This window comes from Acetivibrio cellulolyticus CD2, from assembly GCF_000179595.2.
Lineage (GTDB): Bacteria > Bacillota > Clostridia > Acetivibrionales > Acetivibrionaceae > Acetivibrio > Acetivibrio cellulolyticus.
The window spans coordinates 130,489-148,432 of the sequence record NZ_JH556651.1 but is presented as its reverse complement, the minus strand read 5'-3'; the positions used below and the strand labels follow the sequence as shown (position 1 = coordinate 148,432).

General features: G+C 35.6%; 19 protein-coding genes, 2 tRNA genes and 1 other RNA gene. 2 read left to right on the top strand and 20 right to left on the bottom strand.

The features are described 5' to 3' along the window. Nucleotides 1-48: 48 nt before the first annotated feature. The 12 genes from ACECE_RS0200660 to ACECE_RS0200610 form a co-directional block, all read right to left on the bottom strand. Nucleotides 49-489: an NUDIX hydrolase gene (locus tag ACECE_RS0200660; RefSeq protein WP_010243243.1), complete on the bottom strand. Its 441-nt coding sequence runs from the start codon at nucleotides 487-489 to the stop codon at nucleotides 49-51. A gap of 29 nt (nucleotides 490-518) precedes the next feature. Beyond that, nucleotides 519-1,076 (bottom strand): YcxB family protein, encoded by a 558-nt coding sequence (locus ACECE_RS0200655; RefSeq protein WP_010243241.1) that lies wholly within the window; start codon nucleotides 1,074-1,076, stop codon nucleotides 519-521. Between the two features lie 108 nt (nucleotides 1,077-1,184). Further along, nucleotides 1,185-1,829, bottom strand: a complete 645-nt coding sequence (locus ACECE_RS0200650; RefSeq protein WP_162862441.1) for a hypothetical protein — start codon at nucleotides 1,827-1,829, stop codon at nucleotides 1,185-1,187. Between the two features lie 53 nt (nucleotides 1,830-1,882). Next, nucleotides 1,883-2,572 (bottom strand): DUF2625 family protein, encoded by a 690-nt coding sequence (locus tag ACECE_RS0200645; protein ID WP_010243237.1) that lies wholly within the window; start codon nucleotides 2,570-2,572, stop codon nucleotides 1,883-1,885. Between the two features lie 34 nt (nucleotides 2,573-2,606). Further along, nucleotides 2,607-3,074, bottom strand: a complete 468-nt coding sequence (locus ACECE_RS0200640; protein ID WP_010243235.1) for a hypothetical protein — start codon at nucleotides 3,072-3,074, stop codon at nucleotides 2,607-2,609. A gap of 235 nt (nucleotides 3,075-3,309) precedes the next feature. Then, nucleotides 3,310-4,089 carry a GNAT family N-acetyltransferase gene (locus ACECE_RS0200635; RefSeq protein ID WP_010243233.1) on the bottom strand — a complete coding sequence of 260 codons (780 nt, stop codon included), beginning with the start codon at nucleotides 4,087-4,089 and terminating at the stop codon, nucleotides 3,310-3,312. Between the two features lie 15 nt (nucleotides 4,090-4,104). Then, nucleotides 4,105-4,662, bottom strand: a complete 558-nt coding sequence (locus ACECE_RS0200630; protein WP_010243231.1) for an inositol monophosphatase family protein — start codon at nucleotides 4,660-4,662, stop codon at nucleotides 4,105-4,107. After that, nucleotides 4,659-4,877 (bottom strand): FIG domain-containing protein, encoded by a 219-nt coding sequence (locus tag ACECE_RS0200625; RefSeq protein WP_010243229.1) that lies wholly within the window; start codon nucleotides 4,875-4,877, stop codon nucleotides 4,659-4,661. Before ACECE_RS0200625 ends, ACECE_RS0200630 begins: the two co-directional genes overlap by 4 nt. Before the next feature lie 15 nt (nucleotides 4,878-4,892). Beyond that, entirely contained in the window at nucleotides 4,893-6,122 is a 1,230-nt protein-coding gene (locus ACECE_RS26165; RefSeq protein ID WP_083878367.1) for a DUF429 domain-containing protein, read from the bottom strand. A gap of 315 nt (nucleotides 6,123-6,437) precedes the next feature. Next, an RNA gene (gene rnpB, locus ACECE_RS28930) (RNase P RNA component class A) lies at nucleotides 6,438-6,796 on the bottom strand. 44 nt (nucleotides 6,797-6,840) lie between these two features. Continuing rightward, on the bottom strand, nucleotides 6,841-7,947 hold the full coding sequence (locus ACECE_RS0200615) for a Nif3-like dinuclear metal center hexameric protein (RefSeq protein WP_010243225.1): 1,107 nt from the start codon (nucleotides 7,945-7,947) through the stop codon (nucleotides 6,841-6,843). A gap of 11 nt (nucleotides 7,948-7,958) precedes the next feature. Further along, on the bottom strand, nucleotides 7,959-8,651 hold the full coding sequence (locus tag ACECE_RS0200610) for a tRNA (adenine(22)-N(1))-methyltransferase (protein ID WP_010243223.1): 693 nt from the start codon (nucleotides 8,649-8,651) through the stop codon (nucleotides 7,959-7,961). 164 nt (nucleotides 8,652-8,815) lie between these two features. Here ACECE_RS0200610 and ACECE_RS0200605 point away from each other — a divergent pair, with 164 nt between their 5' ends. Next, complete coding sequence (locus ACECE_RS0200605; RefSeq protein WP_010243221.1) at nucleotides 8,816-8,998, top strand: hypothetical protein; 183 nt, start codon at nucleotides 8,816-8,818, stop codon at nucleotides 8,996-8,998. 88 nt (nucleotides 8,999-9,086) lie between these two features. Here ACECE_RS0200605 and hcp read toward each other — a convergent pair whose 3' ends face one another. Together hcp and ACECE_RS0200595 are read right to left on the bottom strand one after the other, a co-directional pair. Continuing rightward, nucleotides 9,087-10,688, bottom strand: coding sequence for a hydroxylamine reductase (gene hcp / locus ACECE_RS0200600; RefSeq protein WP_010243220.1), 1,602 nt, complete (start codon nucleotides 10,686-10,688; stop codon nucleotides 9,087-9,089). A 62-nt stretch (nucleotides 10,689-10,750) separates the two neighbouring features. Beyond that, complete coding sequence (locus ACECE_RS0200595) at nucleotides 10,751-11,452, bottom strand: ATP-binding protein (protein WP_010243217.1); 702 nt, start codon at nucleotides 11,450-11,452, stop codon at nucleotides 10,751-10,753. 104 nt (nucleotides 11,453-11,556) lie between these two features. On the opposite strand from ACECE_RS0200595, the gene ACECE_RS0200590 reads away from it, so the two are divergent. Beyond that, the gene (locus ACECE_RS0200590) at nucleotides 11,557-12,222 is read left to right on the top strand and encodes a Crp/Fnr family transcriptional regulator (protein WP_010243215.1); all 666 of its coding nucleotides are present in this window, start codon (nucleotides 11,557-11,559) and stop codon (nucleotides 12,220-12,222) included. Between the two features lie 54 nt (nucleotides 12,223-12,276). On the opposite strand, the gene ACECE_RS0200585 is transcribed toward ACECE_RS0200590, so the two are convergent. The 6 genes from ACECE_RS0200585 to ACECE_RS0200560 all read right to left on the bottom strand — a co-directional run bounded on the left by ACECE_RS0200585 (nucleotide 12,277) and on the right by ACECE_RS0200560 (nucleotide 17,858). After that, nucleotides 12,277-12,353 (bottom strand) — tRNA-Ile (locus ACECE_RS0200585). Between the two features lie 3 nt (nucleotides 12,354-12,356). Further along, nucleotides 12,357-12,432 (bottom strand) — tRNA-Asn (locus tag ACECE_RS0200580). 301 nt (nucleotides 12,433-12,733) lie between these two features. Continuing rightward, entirely contained in the window at nucleotides 12,734-12,955 is a 222-nt protein-coding gene (locus tag ACECE_RS0200575) for a ferritin family protein (RefSeq protein WP_010243214.1), read from the bottom strand. A 426-nt stretch (nucleotides 12,956-13,381) separates the two neighbouring features. Then, nucleotides 13,382-14,479 (bottom strand): RNA polymerase sigma factor RpoD, encoded by a 1,098-nt coding sequence (rpoD, locus tag ACECE_RS0200570; protein WP_407636638.1) that lies wholly within the window; start codon nucleotides 14,477-14,479, stop codon nucleotides 13,382-13,384. 16 nt (nucleotides 14,480-14,495) lie between these two features. Next, nucleotides 14,496-16,283, bottom strand: coding sequence for a DNA primase (dnaG, locus tag ACECE_RS0200565; protein WP_010243210.1), 1,788 nt, complete (start codon nucleotides 16,281-16,283; stop codon nucleotides 14,496-14,498). 579 nt (nucleotides 16,284-16,862) lie between these two features. Further along, on the bottom strand, nucleotides 16,863-17,858 hold the full coding sequence (locus ACECE_RS0200560; protein ID WP_010243208.1) for a deoxyguanosinetriphosphate triphosphohydrolase: 996 nt from the start codon (nucleotides 17,856-17,858) through the stop codon (nucleotides 16,863-16,865). Nucleotides 17,859-17,944: the final 86 nt, after the last annotated feature.

Below are 17,944 nucleotides of genomic sequence, written 5' to 3'. Positions count from 1 at the left end.
TGCTACTATACAGTTAATCACACCTTCTTCTTCCTTTTATAGAACAATTTATGTCCGTAGCCACCTAATCACATTCTCTGCCCTGCTCTCCAACTCTGGCAGGTGATTAACATTAAAGTATTTCAGTTCCTTGCTTTCATTATCATTTATATGCAATTCTCCTTTTACTTCAATTGCTTCATAAAGAACAATAACAGTATGTATTTGGTCTCCATTAGGATATGTAAAGAAGTACTCTGGTCCTGACAGAACATTTAACAACTTTAGTTTTGTCACTTCAAGTCCTGTCTCTTCAAACAATTCCCTTCTTGCGGTTTCTTCAATATTTTCTCCTGCTTCCATACTCCCACCTGGCAATCCCCATGTGTTAGTATCCGTTCGGTGCTGGAGGAGTATCTCTCCGTCTTGATTATATACAATAATAGTTGCTCCAATGGCAATAATTGGCCTGTTTCCGATAAGTTTTCGCAAGTCTTTAATGTATCCCATAAATACTCTTAATTTCCTCCGTTATACTCTCATTTATTTGTTTTTTTAAGAGTAAGTTTTCTGCTTTCAATATTTTTTGTCAGTATTTCTCGTATTAAGTAAATATCATCGGCTGTTAAAAACCTTTTTGGAATAACCTGCCCAGAGGTTTTATTTAAATAAATTGCAAAACCGCTTTTAAATTCTTTCGCACAAAAAATATCCTTCCACTCAATATTAATATTTGATGTATCAAAACTTGTAGACATACCACTGTCATCTAATATGATACAAATTTCTTTTTGCATTAATTTATCACTTTTCATTGTTTTATTAGCATATATAGCCAACTTTATTGGATTAGAACTTCCAAAGTACAAGAATAATGCAAAGCCCAAAAATAAAAGGCCATCTATAAAAATTATATTATCAAATGCAATCAAAGCCCAAAGACAAGAAATTAAAAAAAGCATACCTAAAACTCCTATAATTATCCACCATCCGTAAAAACCAATTTTGTTTGGTATGTTATCATAACGTTCTTCTATTAAATGCTTTCGTAAATCTTGTACATCTAATTTGACATTAACTGAAACTGAGTTTTTCATAATATGTTCTCCTTTGACTCCAAAACAATATTCCCTTTCCTGCATTAGACAAAACTATTATATAATGCTACTATACATCCTTTATGATAACACAAAATTAAATTCCCTTTAACTATTTTCAAATATACTCGCCCAGTCATCATAATGAAGCGGGTCACATTCTTTAATCTTAGCAAAAAACCACTTAGCGGCCCCATCAGCAAGAAATAATTTATCATCTTCATCAATTATCGGCTCATCAATATCAAATCCACTTAACGCATGATGAAGATATGCTGTACAAAGTAAAAATTGTGGTATTGAACTTGATATCTCATAAAAATTCCATTCTCCTGCTCCATGCATTGCCTGTAATACTGGGCATTTATCACTATTACTTTCCTCTTGTCCTAAATCAACAATTATCGGGTCGCCACCTTCATCTCCTATAAGAAACCAGTCTTGGTTCCAATCATCGATATTTTCCTTTATAACTGGGTTATAACTGTAGCCATCAATCCGATTGGAAAGCATTCCGTAGTTATAAATGCATATAGCATTGCCCACTGTTCTAAAATAAAATTCTTTATTCGGAGCCATTTCCTTGATGTAATTTTCTAATTCTATTGGCATTACAGTATTAAATAAATTTTGTATCCTTTTAAACTCAGTGTCTCCGCCTCCGCAAAAAACTGGATTATCTGAATTCGAAAATTCATCCCTTTTGTTCCAAAAACTCTTTATCTCATCTTTCACATTTTGAAAATCCATCATTTGGCCTCCTTGACAAACCTTTTATATACCTTTGAAACAATAAGTTGGTCTCATTAACATCTACCTGCATTACTATCCACTGTAAAGTCCCATATTTCTGCTATAGATACATTATTTCTGCTTCGATTAGAAACAGGTTCGTCTCCAGACCAAAGCGGCGGGTAAAATAAGACTCCCTGGTCATACCCTATATTTTTTATTTCATTATCCCATCCATACCATCGGAACATTTCATAAAATAATTGCACATTGCCTGTAATCGACCAGTGCAAAAACTCTGGGTAAGTTTTATTTAGTGATTCCCATTCCAAAGAATCAGGAGCAAAATAAAATATATCTCCGACCTTACCTTCAAAGGCTCCTCCATTCATAGCAAAGAAGCCCCCAAGAACATCATCTGCCACCAAAATAGAGCCTGGCAACCTTGTACACTTACCGCCCTGATTCATATCAATTCCATTCCAAGAAACCAGGTTCCTTCTAAAAGAGGCATTACCTGAGCCCAAGAAACGAAGCCACCCATTATCAACTATTATACCACCCGTTTGATAGGCAACTGCTCCAAGTATCGACCGAGTAGATATTTGTAAACTGTATAATATCTCTTCACTCTTTTTCTTATATGATTCAAGTACTCTTATTGGCTTATTTGCTTCTAACAACCATTCTTCAACAACTCGCCATCCTGGGTCAGAATTATTTTTAAGTTCACTCAGTTCTTTCATATCTTTTTCTTCTTTCATTTTTGATTATCATATGAAGTATAAAAAAACACAATCATTTAGGCCTTAAATCATGAACTCTGTGTTTATTGTCAAACCACTCAATGATTAATTTACTGTCTATCAATCTTTCATTATCAGACTTATTAATCTGTTTGCAAATCCATGTGTAAATAAACGGTAAGATAACTTCTCTAAGCTCAATAAATGCACTTTCAGGATACTCAGTTACTTTTATCGGATATAGATAAATTGAACAATCAGTTAAATAGGTTTTGAACTCATCGCCCATCCTGCTCTTTCTACTACTTCCAATAACATTCGCTTTAATAATAACATTCCCTTGTATATCAGGTACATTTGAATAGCAGTACCTGTCTTTTGAATCAAAACAAAATTTATGGCTCAAGCCAAATAGTACCTCTAATGAATCAATTTCAATAAATCTATTCTCTTTAAAGTCTTTGGGTTTGCAGGAAAATGTCTCTGCTTTCGAAAGATTACGGTACACTTTTATTTTCATATTGCCCCCTTACAAACAGCATCCTATCGCTAGAATTTTGCTTATAAGACTCCCTTCTTCTTAATTTGGATCATAAATAATTTCAGACAAATCTACAATCTAATATAGCCGCCATACAAGTTTTCAAATGCTACTTTTTCTATAATAGAATCAATTGTATCAAAACATGATATTCTCCCATCGCCATACTTTCACCAAATTTCATTTCTATGTATAAATATTTAAATCTCTATTGTTAGATATGGTAAACATTGTACGAACCAACATAAGTATATCCAAGTTTTTTTGCTAATCCAATAGATTTTGGGTTTGCAGCATCCCAATGTGGTACAAGGCCATTATCCAAACAATTCAGAATAAACTTTGCTGCTGTAAGTGTTGCTAAATCCTTTTCTCTATAATCAGGATGTGTAATAATGCATATCTCTGCTCCAACTTTGCATATAAGCCCAGAACTGCACGCTGACACTATCTTATTATCTATTTTAACACAATACCCAAAACCAGTATTTATGAAATGTTCAGGTGAATTGTAATTCATAAAATGATACTTATTCAATTCATCTTCAGCCATTTTGTTAGCCATTTCCATATCAATTTTACACAGCATTTCTTTAAATGGATTATTTTCAATAAGGTCTATAAGGTGGCTTTTTTCTATACTTTCCCCAGAAAAAGAATACCTCTCACTTTGGACTAATTTATCTCCATGAACATCTTTTATAAGATTCAACCACTCCTCCGAACATGGCATAATCCAATATAGATGAGATAAGTTCCTGACCAATTCAAATGCAACCTCATTTTTTGTATCACCTGCAAACATTGTAAAAGTTCCTTGCGAAAGTTGCACAACCTTAGGATTTAGTAGGTTATCAACTATTATACTAATATTTCTTCCTGTTTGCCCTTCTGCAATAATACTGTCGATTGATAAATCAACCTTTTGATTTCTTTCAAAAAGTTCTATAAGTTTAGACCTTATATTTGGGTTTAGTTCACCTAACACAACCATTCCAATTCTCCTAAATTAAACTTCTTTGTTTACCACTTTGTTTTCTTTTAAACGAGCCAACAATTTACTGTTAACCGCTATAATTCCTTTGGTGCTATAATCCCATTCTGAAAAATCATAATTAACTGCAATACCCCCAGCATTCTTTAGTATAAATGCGGCTCCTGCCTGACCTTCCATATTGCTTCCAAAATCAATAAAACAATCGGTCCTTCCTCTTGCTACATTACAGATATTTAATGCAGGAGATAAAACTCCTAATCCCTTCCTACACTCTTTAAACAGCACCGACCACTCACTATAATATTTGTTTATATTGGCAATATTGGCACTAAACCCAAAGGTAACCAAGGAGCGGTTTATTTCACATGAGTCTGAAACCGTTATTTGTTTTCCATTAAGAAATGCCTTCCCGTTCTTTTCGCTTGAAAAGTATAATTCATCTGTTAATGGATTATAAACATAAGCCTCTATTATACGATTTTTACATTCTAAACTTAAAGATATATTAACGTATGGAATTCCAAAGATAAAGTTTGCTGTTCCATCAACTGGGTCAATAATCCATCTCATTTCATTCTGACTGCCTGATATATCACCGCACTCCTCTGAGTAAAAAAAATATCTGGATTGATTGATTTTAAACCATTTATCAGCATTTCTTCTATTTCTAAATCTACTTCTGATACCAAGTCAAATCTTCCTTTATCATTATAGGAAAATGAGTCAAAGTACCGCTCTTTTAATATTTTGCCCGCTCCAAAAATAATATCTTTAATAGTATCCATATGCCCTCACAATTTTTACATATTACATAAACCAGTTATAATAATCTTATAATCTTTTTTGTCCCCATGGGAGCCCCAAAAATCCTTAAGTATACTTTTATCTTCTATTGTTACCTTCATTCCATCAACCCTATTTTTCATAGCCATAAATTTAACTTCTACCATATTTCCCTCATCAGATATAATTTTTGCTGTGACCTCTAAATTAGGGTGTTTGTTAAAGTCTATAATTTTAAATATTTCAGGTGCATTATTCAGTGGAGTAAAATATTTCAGCCATAACACTGCATCAACATTTTTATATGAATAAATCAACGATTTTAAGTCTATTTCAGTATCTTCTAGAATTTCAATCTCATCACTATTCACTTTACTTCCTGAAGTTTTATAATATTTTTCCTTAATTTCCTTAATTGGAATTGCAATTTGCCCCTCATCTGGGTCTCCAATAAAATTAGCATCTTCCTTCCAAACTGTCAAAGCGGTATATGCTGCAACAATTGCATCCAATTTATCAGCAGTTTCATGTTTATTTCCCAATACCGCTTGTCTAAGATTCTTAAACCCTAAATTCTCCAGAACCTTAATCCTTTCCTCTACTCCTGCATCGGTACTCTTAGTTTCAAGGAGTCTTTCTGCAAGTACTGTAAAAGATGCATGTGGAAATACTTCAACAAAACCTTTACTTTTAGAGTTACCTGAACTTATCGCCTGATAACCTAATGCTTTTAATTCTTCATACAATTTAAATCCTGTACCCATCCAACTCTTCCAGCCAGATATTTCTTCCACCTTACTAGGAGTAAAATATAAGAAAATACCTCTTCGTGTCAGTTCATACTCACTCACTTTTTTATTGTAGTGTATACCTGAATTAACTCCAAGTCTGTTTCTATAGTTTTCATCATTCATTAATCCTTTGTTTAATCCATATGGAGCATCAACAGCAATTATCTCAACTGAAATACCATTTAACTTCTCAATCAGTTCGTCAAGAGTGGAGTCCTTTATAAATATTAAGTCCAAATTTTTATCCATACAAGCGACAGTAAACCTCTCAAGATGAACATCAACTCCTATAAAGTAATTAACATTATTTTGAGACAGTATATGCTCATTATCCGCAGAATCTAGGAAAACCATGTTATCAAACCCTTCTCCTGCTAATTTCTTCTCCTGCTTTATTTTTAACAATGCGTGCAATAAAGACCTTTTGCCCTCACTAAGCACTCTACCACTTCCCATCTATATACTAACATAGGAGATTTCCCTAGTTTTATTATACATTTACTTTTATTATAATCTAGGAAACCTAACTTTTCCATAATAACTGTCGAATTGTTGATGATATAGAAATAAACCTACATAAACACCTATCGTTTTTTATTGACGAGGATTTGCCAGTATAATACTATTAATTATCTAAATGCGTAGGAAATAATTGAACAACCATTAAACCATTAGATAGTACATGTTAATGATAAACCTGACTTGTGGACTGAAAATAAAAGCGTACACACGCAAAAACACCTGCCTTAAAAGCAGGTGTTCCTGATAATTGTATTGAGTAAGTCTGTAAGCCGGGTTCTGTATTTGATAGTCATCTATCTAGACCTTACATTTCTGCAAAGTTCAAGCCACCTACCCGGGACTGGCGGGCCACCATAACGTCCCTCTTTGCGGTGTTGCTCCAGGTGGGGTTTACATAGCCGACAAGTCACCATGCCGCTGGTGAGCTCTTACCTCACCTTTCCACCCTTGCGTTCTAAAGCACTAGGCTTAAGACCGCGGTATATCTCTGTTGCACTTTCCTTGAAGTCGCCTTCACCGGGAGTTACCCGGCACCCTGCCCTCTGGAGCCCGGACTTTCCTCGTGTACAACCTTTCGGTATTATACACGCGACTATCTGGCTTACTCAAATTTTCAATGTAAATAAGATTATAACCTCAAATTTTCACTAAGTCAAATATATTTAAATGGATCTTCTTCCACATTGTTACTCATAACCTCAACACCACTAAATTTCTTCTTTAAAATCTCAACAAGTCTTGGTACTATAATCCTTTCAGTACTAAAGTGTCCGGCATCAATAACACACATACCCATCTGCAGCATATCTAAAGCATCATGGTACTTCACATCCCCTGTAACCAAAACATCAGCTTTAGACTTTGCCAGCCCCATAATATCATTATCAAAACTTCCGCAAAAAACAGCAGCCTTTTTAATTTCTCTGTCAAGATTTCCAATTACACGCACGTTCCCGGCATTCAACTTGTTTTTGACAACCTCGGCAAAGCTATCTAGCTGCATTGCGCTGCCCATTTCTCCCACACAGCCCATTCCATACTCTTTGCCCGGAATTTCAAGCGGATATATGTCATAAGCCACCTCTTCATATGGATGAGCGCTTATCATAGCACTTACGACTCTATCAATGATCCTCTCACTGGCTACAGTTTCAACCCTATATTCCTCTAATTTTTCAAGATTTCCTTGCGTGCCTATATATGGGTTTGTTCCTTCTTGCGGCCTGAACGTTCCAATTCCTTCTGTAGTAAAAGAACAATCGCTGTAATTTCCAATCCAACCGGCTCCTGCTTTGCTCATAGCATCCCTTACTGTATCAAGACTTTCCTTCGGAACAAACACCACCAGCTTTAGTAAACGCTCGATTTTATACTCTTTCAGGTTCTTGATATTCTTTAATCCAAGAACTTGAGATAAATATTGATTTATTCCTCCATCCGTTACATCAAGATTGGTATGAGCGCTGTATACGTTTATACCCTTTTGGATTAAGTCCATTACAATCTTTCCCTTGAAGTCTTCCCTGTTGATCCTCTTTAGTCCCTTGAAAATAAGAGGGTGATGAGATATTATAAGATCTACATTTTCTTCCGATGCAGCTTCAATAACCTTCGGAGTAACATCAAGACATACCATTACCTTCTTAACTTCATCTTCACGACTTCCCACCATAAGTCCTACATTATCCCAATCTTCCGCCAGCCTTGGTGGCGCAAATTCTTCCATAAACCTGATTATATCACCGCATTTAACAGCCATCAAACCACTCCTTAGTCTATTCTCTGTAAAAGTGCATAAAGTTCGTTCCTGATATTTATATAATCTCTCAAAAGCATAGAATCCTTATCCTTCATAGCTGACATCTCTTTAATAATTCTATCTATGATATCAATCCTGTTAGCCATATACTTTTTTAATAAAGGATCCTTCTTTTGAATCAGCTTTTCACCTATGTAATAATAGACCGCATCCTTTGATAATACTTCTCCGGTCCACCTTGCTGCAATAACATTATATATCCTGAATCCCTCTTTTATCAACCCTTCGTCATATATATAAAATCCGTTGCCATACAGCCATTCTCTTACAAGTTCAATGTAATTCATGGGCTGTATAATTAAAGCCTTTGCCTTCTTCGCCTTTTCAAGGTCATCATTCAGAATTTCCCGGATAAGCATTCCACCCATGCCTGCAATAACACATGCATCCATCTCATCCTCGGAAATTGGTTTTAGACCGCTTCCAAGCCTTGTTTCGACTCTATCTTCCACGCCATGCTGCTGTACGTTTCTATTTGCAACTGCAACAGGACCTTTACCAATATCAGAACCAATAGCTCTTTGACATCTTTTATTCATAACCATGTATATAGGAATATACGCATGATCTGTACCAATATCACTAAGAATTGTGCATTCAGGTATCATATCGGTAATAAATTTGATTCTTCCCTTTAATATCATTCCATCACCTGTTATAATATGTATGTATAAAACATTTTTTCCATATTTATTTAACTACTATTGCATATATATATAATTGAGAATAACTAATTTTCTCATAAATTATACAAGAAAAATAGAGCATAATAAATACATTACTAAATTTATTTGTGGGAGTTGTTATTATGAATCTAAATTTTAGGCTTTCTAATCAGGTAAAAGACATTGAAAGTGCTTCCGAGACAATACTGCTTGCCGAAAGTCTTAACAATTGCATTGCCAGTAAAAACGCTATTAAACCGAATATAAACACCAGGTCCCAGGATAATACCGAAAACTTCGATACATTTATAGAAAAAATAAAATAAGGAGTATATATACTCCTTATTTTTCCATTAAGAATCCTCCAACAAACATATTAATTAAAATCCATTTTCACTATCGTCCAATCAATTACTATTTTGCCTTTAGTATCTTTTCAAGATCAGCTTCCGGTGTACTAATTGGAGAGATATTGTAATTCTCCACCAAAAAGTTCAGAACATTTGGAGAAACAAACGCTGGAAGTGTTGGTCCAAGGAAAATATTCTTGATACCTAAGTGCAAAAGTGTAAGCAAAATACATACTGCTTTTTGTTCATACCATGACAACACCATAGAGAGCGGCAACTCATTTACTCCACAACCAAAGGCGTCTGCTAAAGCCACTGCAACCTTAATTGCACTATAGGCATCATTACACTGCCCAACATCCATTATACGAGGCAAACCTCCAATTTGACCCAAATCCAAATCATTAAAGCGGTATTTTCCGCATGCAAGGGTAAGGATAACTGAATCTTCTGGAGTTTGTCTTACAAACTCAGTATAATAATTTCTCCCTGTTTTGGCACCATCACAGCCGCCAACTAAGAAAAAGTGTTTGATTGCTCCTGCTTTTACAGCCTCTATTACCACATCAGCGGCTGAAAGAATAGTACCGTGTCCAAAACCGGTAATTACCTGTGTTCCTCCATTAATGCCTGTAAACTCTGTATCCTCTGCATATCCACCAAGGGCCAGCGCTTTTTCTATCACCGGCGTAAAGTCCTTATCTTCACCTATGTGTACCATTTCAGGATAAGACACTACCTCTGTTGTGAAAACTCTGTCTGCATAACTTTCTTTAACAGGCATAAGGCAATTTGTTGTAAACAAAACCGGTGCAGGAATATTGGCAAACTCTTTTTGCTGGTTTTGCCATGCCGTACCGAAATTGCCTTTCAAATGCGGATATGCGTTCAACTTAGGATAGCCATGCGCCGGGAGCATTTCACCATGGGTATAGATATTGATACCCTTATCCTTTGTCTGCTCCAAAAGAAGGTACAGGTCGTACAAATCATGACCGCTTATGACAATAAACGGACCTTTTTCAACTGTTAAAGGCACCTTTGCCGGAACAGGTGTGCCATATGTTTCTGTATTTGCACGATCAAGCAATTCCATGCACTTTAGGTTGATCTCTCCAACCTTTAAGACGATAGGCAACAGCTGATTCATATCCAGGTCTTCTCCTACAGCAAGCAAACCTTTATAGAAAAAGTCATTTACCTCTTCATCTGTATACCCTAGCACCATTGCATGATAGGCATAAGCGGCAACACCACGCAAACCAAATAAAATGAGAGATTTTAACGACCTAATATCTTCATTGTCGTTCCAAAGGTCTTTCATATCATAATCATCTGTTTTCGCGCAAGTTGAACTACAGCATGCACACTGCCCGGCAAGCGCATCCTTTTCACGCTTTACTGCGGCAATTTGCTCATTAATTGTCTCATTGTTAAAGTTCACATTGGTGATGGTAGTAAATAAACCTTCGATCATCACTCTGTGAGTAGTTTTTCCCAGCTTGCTATTATTTGCGGCAGCTGATCTGGCAAGGCCAATCAGTGCACCTGTCAATTCGTCCTGTAAATTTGCAGTATCGGCCTTCTTACCACAAACGCCGGCATTTCCGGTGCATCCTGCACAACCTGCAGTTTGTTCACATTGAAAACAAAACATTTTATTCATAACATAATCTCTCCTAGCTATTTATATTTTAATGTAGAATCTTTACCCTTATTTATCCTCATTTAATCTATAATTTTTCCATCGGTAGAAATAGTGATTACCTGCCATGGAATAAACTTTCCACTATTCTGAAGTGCCGTTTTAGCAGCATTTTCAATTCCACCACAGCAAGGAACCTGCATACGGACAACAGTTACGCTTTTGATATTATTGTTCTTAATAATAGCTGTAAGCTTTTCTGAATAATCGCCGTCATCCAGCTTGGGACATCCAATCAGTGTAATTCTGTTCTTAATGAATTTGTTGTGAAAATCACCATAGGCAAAAGCAGTACAATCAGCTGCAATAAGCAGGTTTGCATTTTCAAAATACGGTGCCATAACCGGAACCAATTTTATTTGTACAGGCCACTGTAAAAGCTGACTCTCTGCTGCAGGTAATTCATTAGAACATGTTTGTTGTGCCTCTCTGATAATTTGCCTGGACTGTGTACCAGGGCATCCGCAAGGCAAATTTCCGGCATGTTTTTTCATTTGATTCTGTTTAACAGCTTCTTCATTGTAAGCAGCTGCCTCACGATTTTCAAAAGTAATAGCTTCTGTAGGGCAAGCCGGCAAACAATCTCCAAGTCCGTCACAGTAGTCATCCCTTAAGAGTTTTGCCTTACCATCTATCATTCCAATTGCGCCCTCATGGCATGCTTCTGCACAAAGACCGCATCCAATACATTTTTCTTCATCAATTTTAATAATTTTTCTAATCATCTATTTTCCCTCCATAATTCAATTGTTTGTCTTGAACTTACAATGTTATTGTACTATAATCAAATCAGTAATTCGGTTGTATTTACAACAGAAATGAGGTAATTATGGAAAAAACTTTAGATATTTTAAAAAAATCGCCACTATTTTCGGGTATTGCCGAAAACAATCTATCTCCAATGCTAAACTGCCTTTCCATCAGAAAAGCTGTTTACGCAAAGGACGCATATATTTTGTCTGCAGAAAGCCCTGTCACAGATGTCGGAATAGTGCTCTCTGGAAGTGTCAATGTAATTAAAGAAGACTTTTGGGGCAATCGTGCCATACTCGCTAAAATGAAATCAGGAGAAATATTCGCAGAAGCCTTCTCCTTTGCATTGGTACGAAAATTACCGGTAAGTGTGGTTGCTGCTGAAAAAGTTGAAATACTTTTTGTTGATTTTAAGAAAATCACTACAACTTGTCCATCGGCCTGCGATTTCCACACCCAACTTATTCAAAACATACTTAAATTACTGGCACAGAAAAACATTATGCTGACACAAAAATTGGAGCATATAGTAAAGAGGACAACAAGGGAGAAGCTGCTTTCCTATTTATCTGAACAGGCCAAACAAGCCGGTGGAAACTCCTTCAGTATTCCGTTTAATCGTCAGGAACTTGCAGATTACCTTTCCGTTGATAGAAGTGCCATGTCAAATGAACTATGCAAATTACGCGATGAAGGCATTTTAGAGTTCTCAAAAAATCATTTTGTACTAACTAAGGTATAAACGCAAAAGAACCACTCTTTTCAGAGTGGTTCTTTTCTATTAACCTAACGGTTTTGGTGGGCCTTCAGGGACTCGAACCCCGGACCAACCGGTTATGAGCCGGTTGCTCTAACCAACTGAGCTAAAGGCCCGTTTGGCTCCTCAAGTAGGACTCGAACCTACGACCCTGCGGTTAACAGCCGCATGCTCTACCGACTGAGCTATTGAGGAATGTTTATTGTGCCTTGCAATTACTGATCACCAAGCACAAATAATATTATACTGATGCTTTACCATCAGGTCAAGAAGAATTTTCTCCTTTTTATAAATTTTTTATCACTTTTCTCTCAAATTCACCGTATATCTAGCCAATTCACTATTATGCTACTTTTTTATTTAACTTTTTTAGATTACATAAACCAGATAAAGTCTTGAAAACCTTTAATACTCCCCGATTTCAGGACATTTTCTTTCCAAACGCCTTAACCAGCGCTTCAAAAAACTTATAATTAGTTTTTTGAAACGCTCTTCTCTAGTGTTTTTGGTCCCTATAGTCCAATAACAATTCCCTCAACCTACTTGCATGCATCCCTTCATCTTCTGCAAACTGTTTAAAAACTTCTTTTACCTTCTGATCTTCAATTCTTTTTGAATACATTTCAAAATCCCTAACCATTTCCATTGAATTTTCCCATGCAATTAGTAGTCTATCATATGTTGTAAATTCAACTTCATTTCTGTTTGTTTGATCCATAAAAGCATCTCCTTTAAGTTAATTAAATATTCCTCTTTACCAGTCTTTAGCTAGTTCTTCCTTGCATTATTTTGCTGCATATTTTAAGTATTTATTCAAATTCAATTAACAAAATGTTAAACCATGTTAAACACAAATTTTGTGGTGTTCAGTAAATAGAACGTAAATACTATTGATTTTTGGAAGCTTTTCTATTATTATACTAAATGAATCAGTTATACTCCCCTAAATCCCGTAACAAAAAAGGTCTACGGTATGTTGATACTAATTGTGCGGGTATTTTTTTATGACAGATTCTCCCGTAATCAAAACAAAAAAAGTGCGGTTCATAAATTACTTATGAATCGCACTTTTTTTGCTTATGAATGCTTAAAATATAATTTTACGGTCTAGACTTATTCGACCCACTAATTATTCTCTAAAACTTTAATCAAGGTAATCCTTTAATTTCTTGCTTCTGCTAGGGTGTCTCAGCTTTCTCAATGCTTTAGCTTCTATCTGCCTGATTCTCTCCCTAGTAACATTAAATTCCTTGCCAACCTCTTCTAAAGTCCTTGCTCTTCCATCATCAAGGCCAAATCTGAGCCTTAAAACCTTTTCTTCCCTAGGTGTCAAAGTATCTAAAACGTCAATCAGCTGCTCTTTAAGTAAAGTAAACGCAGCCGCTTCAGATGGAGCTGGAGCGTCGTCGTCAGGTATGAAATCTCCAAGATGGCTGTCTTCCTCTTCACCTATAGGTGTTTCAAGGGAAACAGGCTCCTGCGAAATCTTCATTATTTCTCTGACCTTTTCAACAGGCATATTCATTTCTTTTGCTATTTCTTCAGGCTGCGGTTCCTTACCAAGCTCCTGAAGCAATTGTCTTGATACCCTTATAAGCTTGTTTATTGTCTCAACCATATGAACAGGAATTCTTATAGTTCTGGCCTGATCAGCTATTGCCCGGGTAATAGCCTGTCTAATCCACCATGTAGCATAGGTACTAAACTTATACCCCTTACGGTAGTCAAATTTTTCAACAGCCTTGATCAAACCAAGATTACCTTCCTGTATTAAATCAAGGAACAACATTCCTCTTCCTACATACCTTTTAGCTATACTTACAACAAGCCTTAAGTTCGCTTCAGCCAGTCTTCTCTTTGATTCGGAATCGCCCTTTTCCATCTTCTGCGCAAGCTGGATTTCCTCATCTGCGCTGAGCAAAGGCACCTTTCCGATTTCTTTAAGATACATCCTGACAGGGTCATCAATACTGATCCCTTCAGGAATAGAAATATCAAGGTCTTCCTCTGTGAGCTGGATTTCCTCCATCTCTGCCTCGATATCACCTACAATATCTATCCCCATGTTCTCCAGGGTTTCATAAACTTTTTCTATGTGTTCAGGCTCAATCTCAATCTCCTCAAAGGCATCCATTATTTCCTTATAGGTAAGCATGCCTTTTTGCTTGCCTTTATCAATCAATTCCAATAAAATTGCTTTTCTAGTATCATTGTTGGGTTTCACTACTGCCCCTCCGATCATTCATTAAAATGTATCTCTACATACTCTTCTTCTGAATCAAAATGCTTTTTAACTCTTCTTTAAGTCTGTCAACGTCTTCTTTGTTACCCGAAGAAGATATCATGTTAAGTATCTCTTTTTGTCTTTTGTCAAGCTTAATTACCTCTATTTTCTTAATTATATCCAAAATAGCTCTTAAGTTATCCTCAAAATTACATTCCCCCTGTATCATACTTGCAAAATTATTCGCCGATTCATTACTCACAAGGTTTAGAAGTTCGGCTGGCACTATGCCTTTTTTATCTTTTATTTTTGTAAAAATAATTTCTGCAGCTTTCCTATTTTCCTCTAGAGTAAAAAACTCCAGATTAATCCTGTCCTCAATTTTTCTATATAATGAGTTATCTATACTTAAAAGCGACAAAATAATTCTTTCATAGTGAACCAGATTATTTTCATCACTTTTTGTTTTATTTCCAACCGGTTTAATCTTAGTGCTATCAATTTTTATAGCAGGTTTATAATTACCTTTAGGCTTAACTCGCTTTATTACTTCCGCAAACATAGATTCCTGACTTATATCATATTCTTGCGATATCTTTTTTATATACATCTCCTGCTCCACACTGTTGTCTATCTTAGAAAGAATATCTGCGGCTTTGTTCAAAAAGCTAATTTTGCCGTCAATAGCAGTTGTATCAATCTGTGACTTTAATACCTTAATCTTATACTCAACTAATGACAACGCATTATCCACTAATTTTTTAAAGGCATCTGCTCCATTAGCTTTAATAAATTCGTCGGGGTCCTTACCCTTCGGAATCAACAATACTTTTACATTGCAACCTATATCATCAAGTAGGTTCAGCCCTCTCATAGTAGCTGCCTGGCCTGCAGTATCAGCATCATATGAAATAATTATCTCTTCGGCATACTTTTTTAGTATTCTTCCCTGGCTTTCAGTTAATGCTGTTCCAAGAGAAGCTACAGTATTTATTATGCCAAACTGGTAAAGGGATATTACATCCATATAACCTTCAACAACAATTATTCTTTTTTCACCCGAATTTTTGGCAAAATTCAGTGCATATAAATTCCTTCTTTTATTGTAGACAAGAGTCTCAGGTGAATTCATATACTTTGGAAGAGAATCATCTAAAACCCTGCCTCCAAATCCTATAACGTTTCCCCTTAAGTCAAATATGGGAAACATAACTCTTCCCCTGAACCTGTCAAAATAACCATCACCGCTTTTTTTTGCAAGTATTAAGCCACTGCTTATCAGGTCCTCATCACTATAGTTCTTACTTTTCAAAAAACTGTATAATAAATTCCATTCATTTGAAGAATAACCCAATCCAAACTTTTTAATAACACCTTCGCTAACTTTTCTTTTTTGAAGATAATCCCTTGCATCTAAATTCTTTTTATCATTTAACTGCTCGTAATAAAATCTTGCAGCATCAGTATTTATTTTTATAATCTCCTGAGTCTTAAGAGCTCTCTTTTTTTCTTCCTCACTCTCGCCCTCAGGTAATGTAATTCTGGCTTTTTCAGCCAGTAGTTTTATAGCTTCTATGTAATCGAGGTTCTCCGCATCCATAACAAACTGGATTACGCTCCCTCCCTTGCCACATCCAAAACAGTGATACATCTGCTTTGTATTATCTACACTAAACGATGGTGTTTTCTCCCGGTGAAACGGGCAAAGCCCAAAATAGTTCTTTCCCTTCTTTTCGAGCTTTACATATTCTCCGACAACATCCAATATATCGTTATTCATTCTAATTTCTTCTATTAATTCTTCCGGATATTTCACAAACATTCTAATCTCTTCTTTCAGCTACATCTCCTTTTTTAAGCAAAACTGCACTGGCTCTATAGCAAATCAATGTTTCTCTTAATAATTCTTCGACATTATTATTAATAATCCTTCTTTTTATTGTCAATTTTAAATTATTTAGTATTGTGGTATTTTATTATACCATCAATAATAAAAATCCTTCTTCAACAACTTCCAACAGTTGCCACCCTTTCTATTTGTTTTTCCATGGCTTCTAAGCTTTTTTAATTGCCACCAAGGAAAAAAAGGCAAATTATTTCCCACTCCCTAACAAACTCAATTATTATTCTACACAAAAATAAATTATCCTTCTTTTAAAAAATAAATATTTTTAGATATTTTTTCAATATTACTGCCAAATTATACGTATAAGCACTTCAAACGCAAAATTTAATTACTATTTGGTCTTTTTTCTTTGTAAAAAAAACAAACGTCTCCAAATTCTCCTTACCCATATTTTTATCATAGGCAAAAAGAAAAAGAGACGCTCATGAATGCTGAAAAAATAGCTTCAGCCCCGAAGTAATACTTTCAGCTATTCCTTACTTGTTATCAATAATATTAATTCCATGACTCAGGAATAAAAATCTCACGGAATTTCTTAACTGCATACCTATCGGTCATTCCTGCTATATAGTCACATACAACTCTGTCCAGACCATCTTTATGAAGTAATCCTTTTGCGTCCGTTGGCAACAACTCTGGAGCAGCTTTTATATACATATATAGCTCCTTGACTATATTTTGCGCTTTTATTTCTTCCTTTTTAGCCTTTGAACCAATATATACGTTTTTAAACATATATTCTCTAAGTTCATTCATTGCTTGCTGAATTTGCGGACTCATTCTTATCTCATTTACATGCTTGCTTTGTTCAACGATGTTTACTATCATGTTGTTTATTCTTTCACTTGATCTATACCCAAGAACTTTCGAGCACTCCTTAGGAAGATCTTCATTTGATATTATTCCCCCTCGTATGGCATCGTCAATATCATGGTTTATATAAGCTATCCTGTCAGCAAATCTTACAATCTGTCCTTCCAAAGTGGCAGGAATTTCGTCACCAGTGTGGTTTTTAATACCGTCTCTCACTTCCCATGTAAGGTTTAACCCGTTCTCCCTCTCAATTACATCTACCACCCTTAAACTCTGTTCATTGTGTCGAAATCCGTGAGGACATATGGAATTAAGCACAATTTCGCCAGTATGTCCAAAAGGCGTATGTCCTAGATCATGCCCTAAAGCAATAGCCTCAGTAAGATCTTCATTCAATCTAAGGCTTCTTGCTATTGTTCTTGCTATTTGAGATACTTCCAGTGTATGTGTAAGTCTTGTCCTATAATGATCACCTTCCGGAGATATAAACACCTGTGTCTTATGCTTCAATCTTCTGAAAGACTTCGAATAAACTATTCTATCCTTATCCCTTTGAAATTTAGTTCGAATGTCACATTCTATTTCTTCTCCCTGCCTTCCTCTAGATTGACAACTCAGCTGAGCAAATGGAGAAAGCGTCTTTTTTTCAAGTTCTTCAAGTTCTTCACGGATAAGCAATATCCTCACATCCTTTATATGCAAAAGAAATATAATACTTATTATATCATTTTTTGTATTCGTCTAAAACTAATAATTAATGGCTA

What these genes read in the sequence shown, in the direction of transcription:
- ACECE_RS0200645 (WP_010243237.1), bottom strand. Translation starts at nt 2,572, where the DNA reads ATGAAAGAAGAAAAAGATATGAAAGAACTGAGTGAACTTAAAAATAAT.
- ACECE_RS0200640 (WP_010243235.1), bottom strand. Translation starts at nt 3,074, where the DNA reads ATGAAAATAAAAGTGTACCGTAATCTTTCGAAAGCAGAGACATTTTCC.
- ACECE_RS0200630 (WP_010243231.1), bottom strand. Translation starts at nt 4,662, where the DNA reads ATGAGATGGATTATTGACCCAGTTGATGGAACAGCAAACTTTATCTTT.
- ACECE_RS0200625 (WP_010243229.1), bottom strand. Translation starts at nt 4,877, where the DNA reads ATGGATACTATTAAAGATATTATTTTTGGAGCGGGCAAAATATTAAAA.
- ACECE_RS0200590 (WP_010243215.1), top strand. Translation starts at nt 11,557, where the DNA reads ATGGAAAAAACTTTAGATATTTTAAAAAAATCGCCACTATTTTCGGGT.
- ACECE_RS0200660 (WP_010243243.1), bottom strand. Translation starts at nt 489, where the DNA reads ATGGGATACATTAAAGACTTGCGAAAACTTATCGGAAACAGGCCAATT.
- ACECE_RS0200610 (WP_010243223.1), bottom strand. Translation starts at nt 8,651, where the DNA reads ATGATATTAAAGGGAAGAATCAAATTTATTACCGATATGATACCTGAA.
- hcp (WP_010243220.1), bottom strand. Translation starts at nt 10,688, where the DNA reads ATGAATAAAATGTTTTGTTTTCAATGTGAACAAACTGCAGGTTGTGCA.
- ACECE_RS0200655 (WP_010243241.1), bottom strand. Translation starts at nt 1,076, where the DNA reads ATGAAAAACTCAGTTTCAGTTAATGTCAAATTAGATGTACAAGATTTA.
- ACECE_RS26165 (WP_083878367.1), bottom strand. Translation starts at nt 6,122, where the DNA reads ATGGGAAGTGGTAGAGTGCTTAGTGAGGGCAAAAGGTCTTTATTGCAC.
- dnaG (WP_010243210.1), bottom strand. Translation starts at nt 16,283, where the DNA reads ATGTTTGTGAAATATCCGGAAGAATTAATAGAAGAAATTAGAATGAAT.
- ACECE_RS0200615 (WP_010243225.1), bottom strand. Translation starts at nt 7,947, where the DNA reads ATGGCTGTTAAATGCGGTGATATAATCAGGTTTATGGAAGAATTTGCG.
- ACECE_RS0200635 (WP_010243233.1), bottom strand. Translation starts at nt 4,089, where the DNA reads ATGGTTGTGTTAGGTGAACTAAACCCAAATATAAGGTCTAAACTTATA.
- rpoD (WP_407636638.1), bottom strand. Translation starts at nt 14,479, where the DNA reads ATGATCGGAGGGGCAGTAGTGAAACCCAACAATGATACTAGAAAAGCA.
- ACECE_RS0200650 (WP_162862441.1), bottom strand. Translation starts at nt 1,829, where the DNA reads ATGATGGATTTTCAAAATGTGAAAGATGAGATAAAGAGTTTTTGGAAC.
- ACECE_RS0200575 (WP_010243214.1), bottom strand. Translation starts at nt 12,955, where the DNA reads ATGGATCAAACAAACAGAAATGAAGTTGAATTTACAACATATGATAGA.
- ACECE_RS0200605 (WP_010243221.1), top strand. Translation starts at nt 8,816, where the DNA reads ATGAATCTAAATTTTAGGCTTTCTAATCAGGTAAAAGACATTGAAAGT.
- ACECE_RS0200595 (WP_010243217.1), bottom strand. Translation starts at nt 11,452, where the DNA reads ATGATTAGAAAAATTATTAAAATTGATGAAGAAAAATGTATTGGATGC.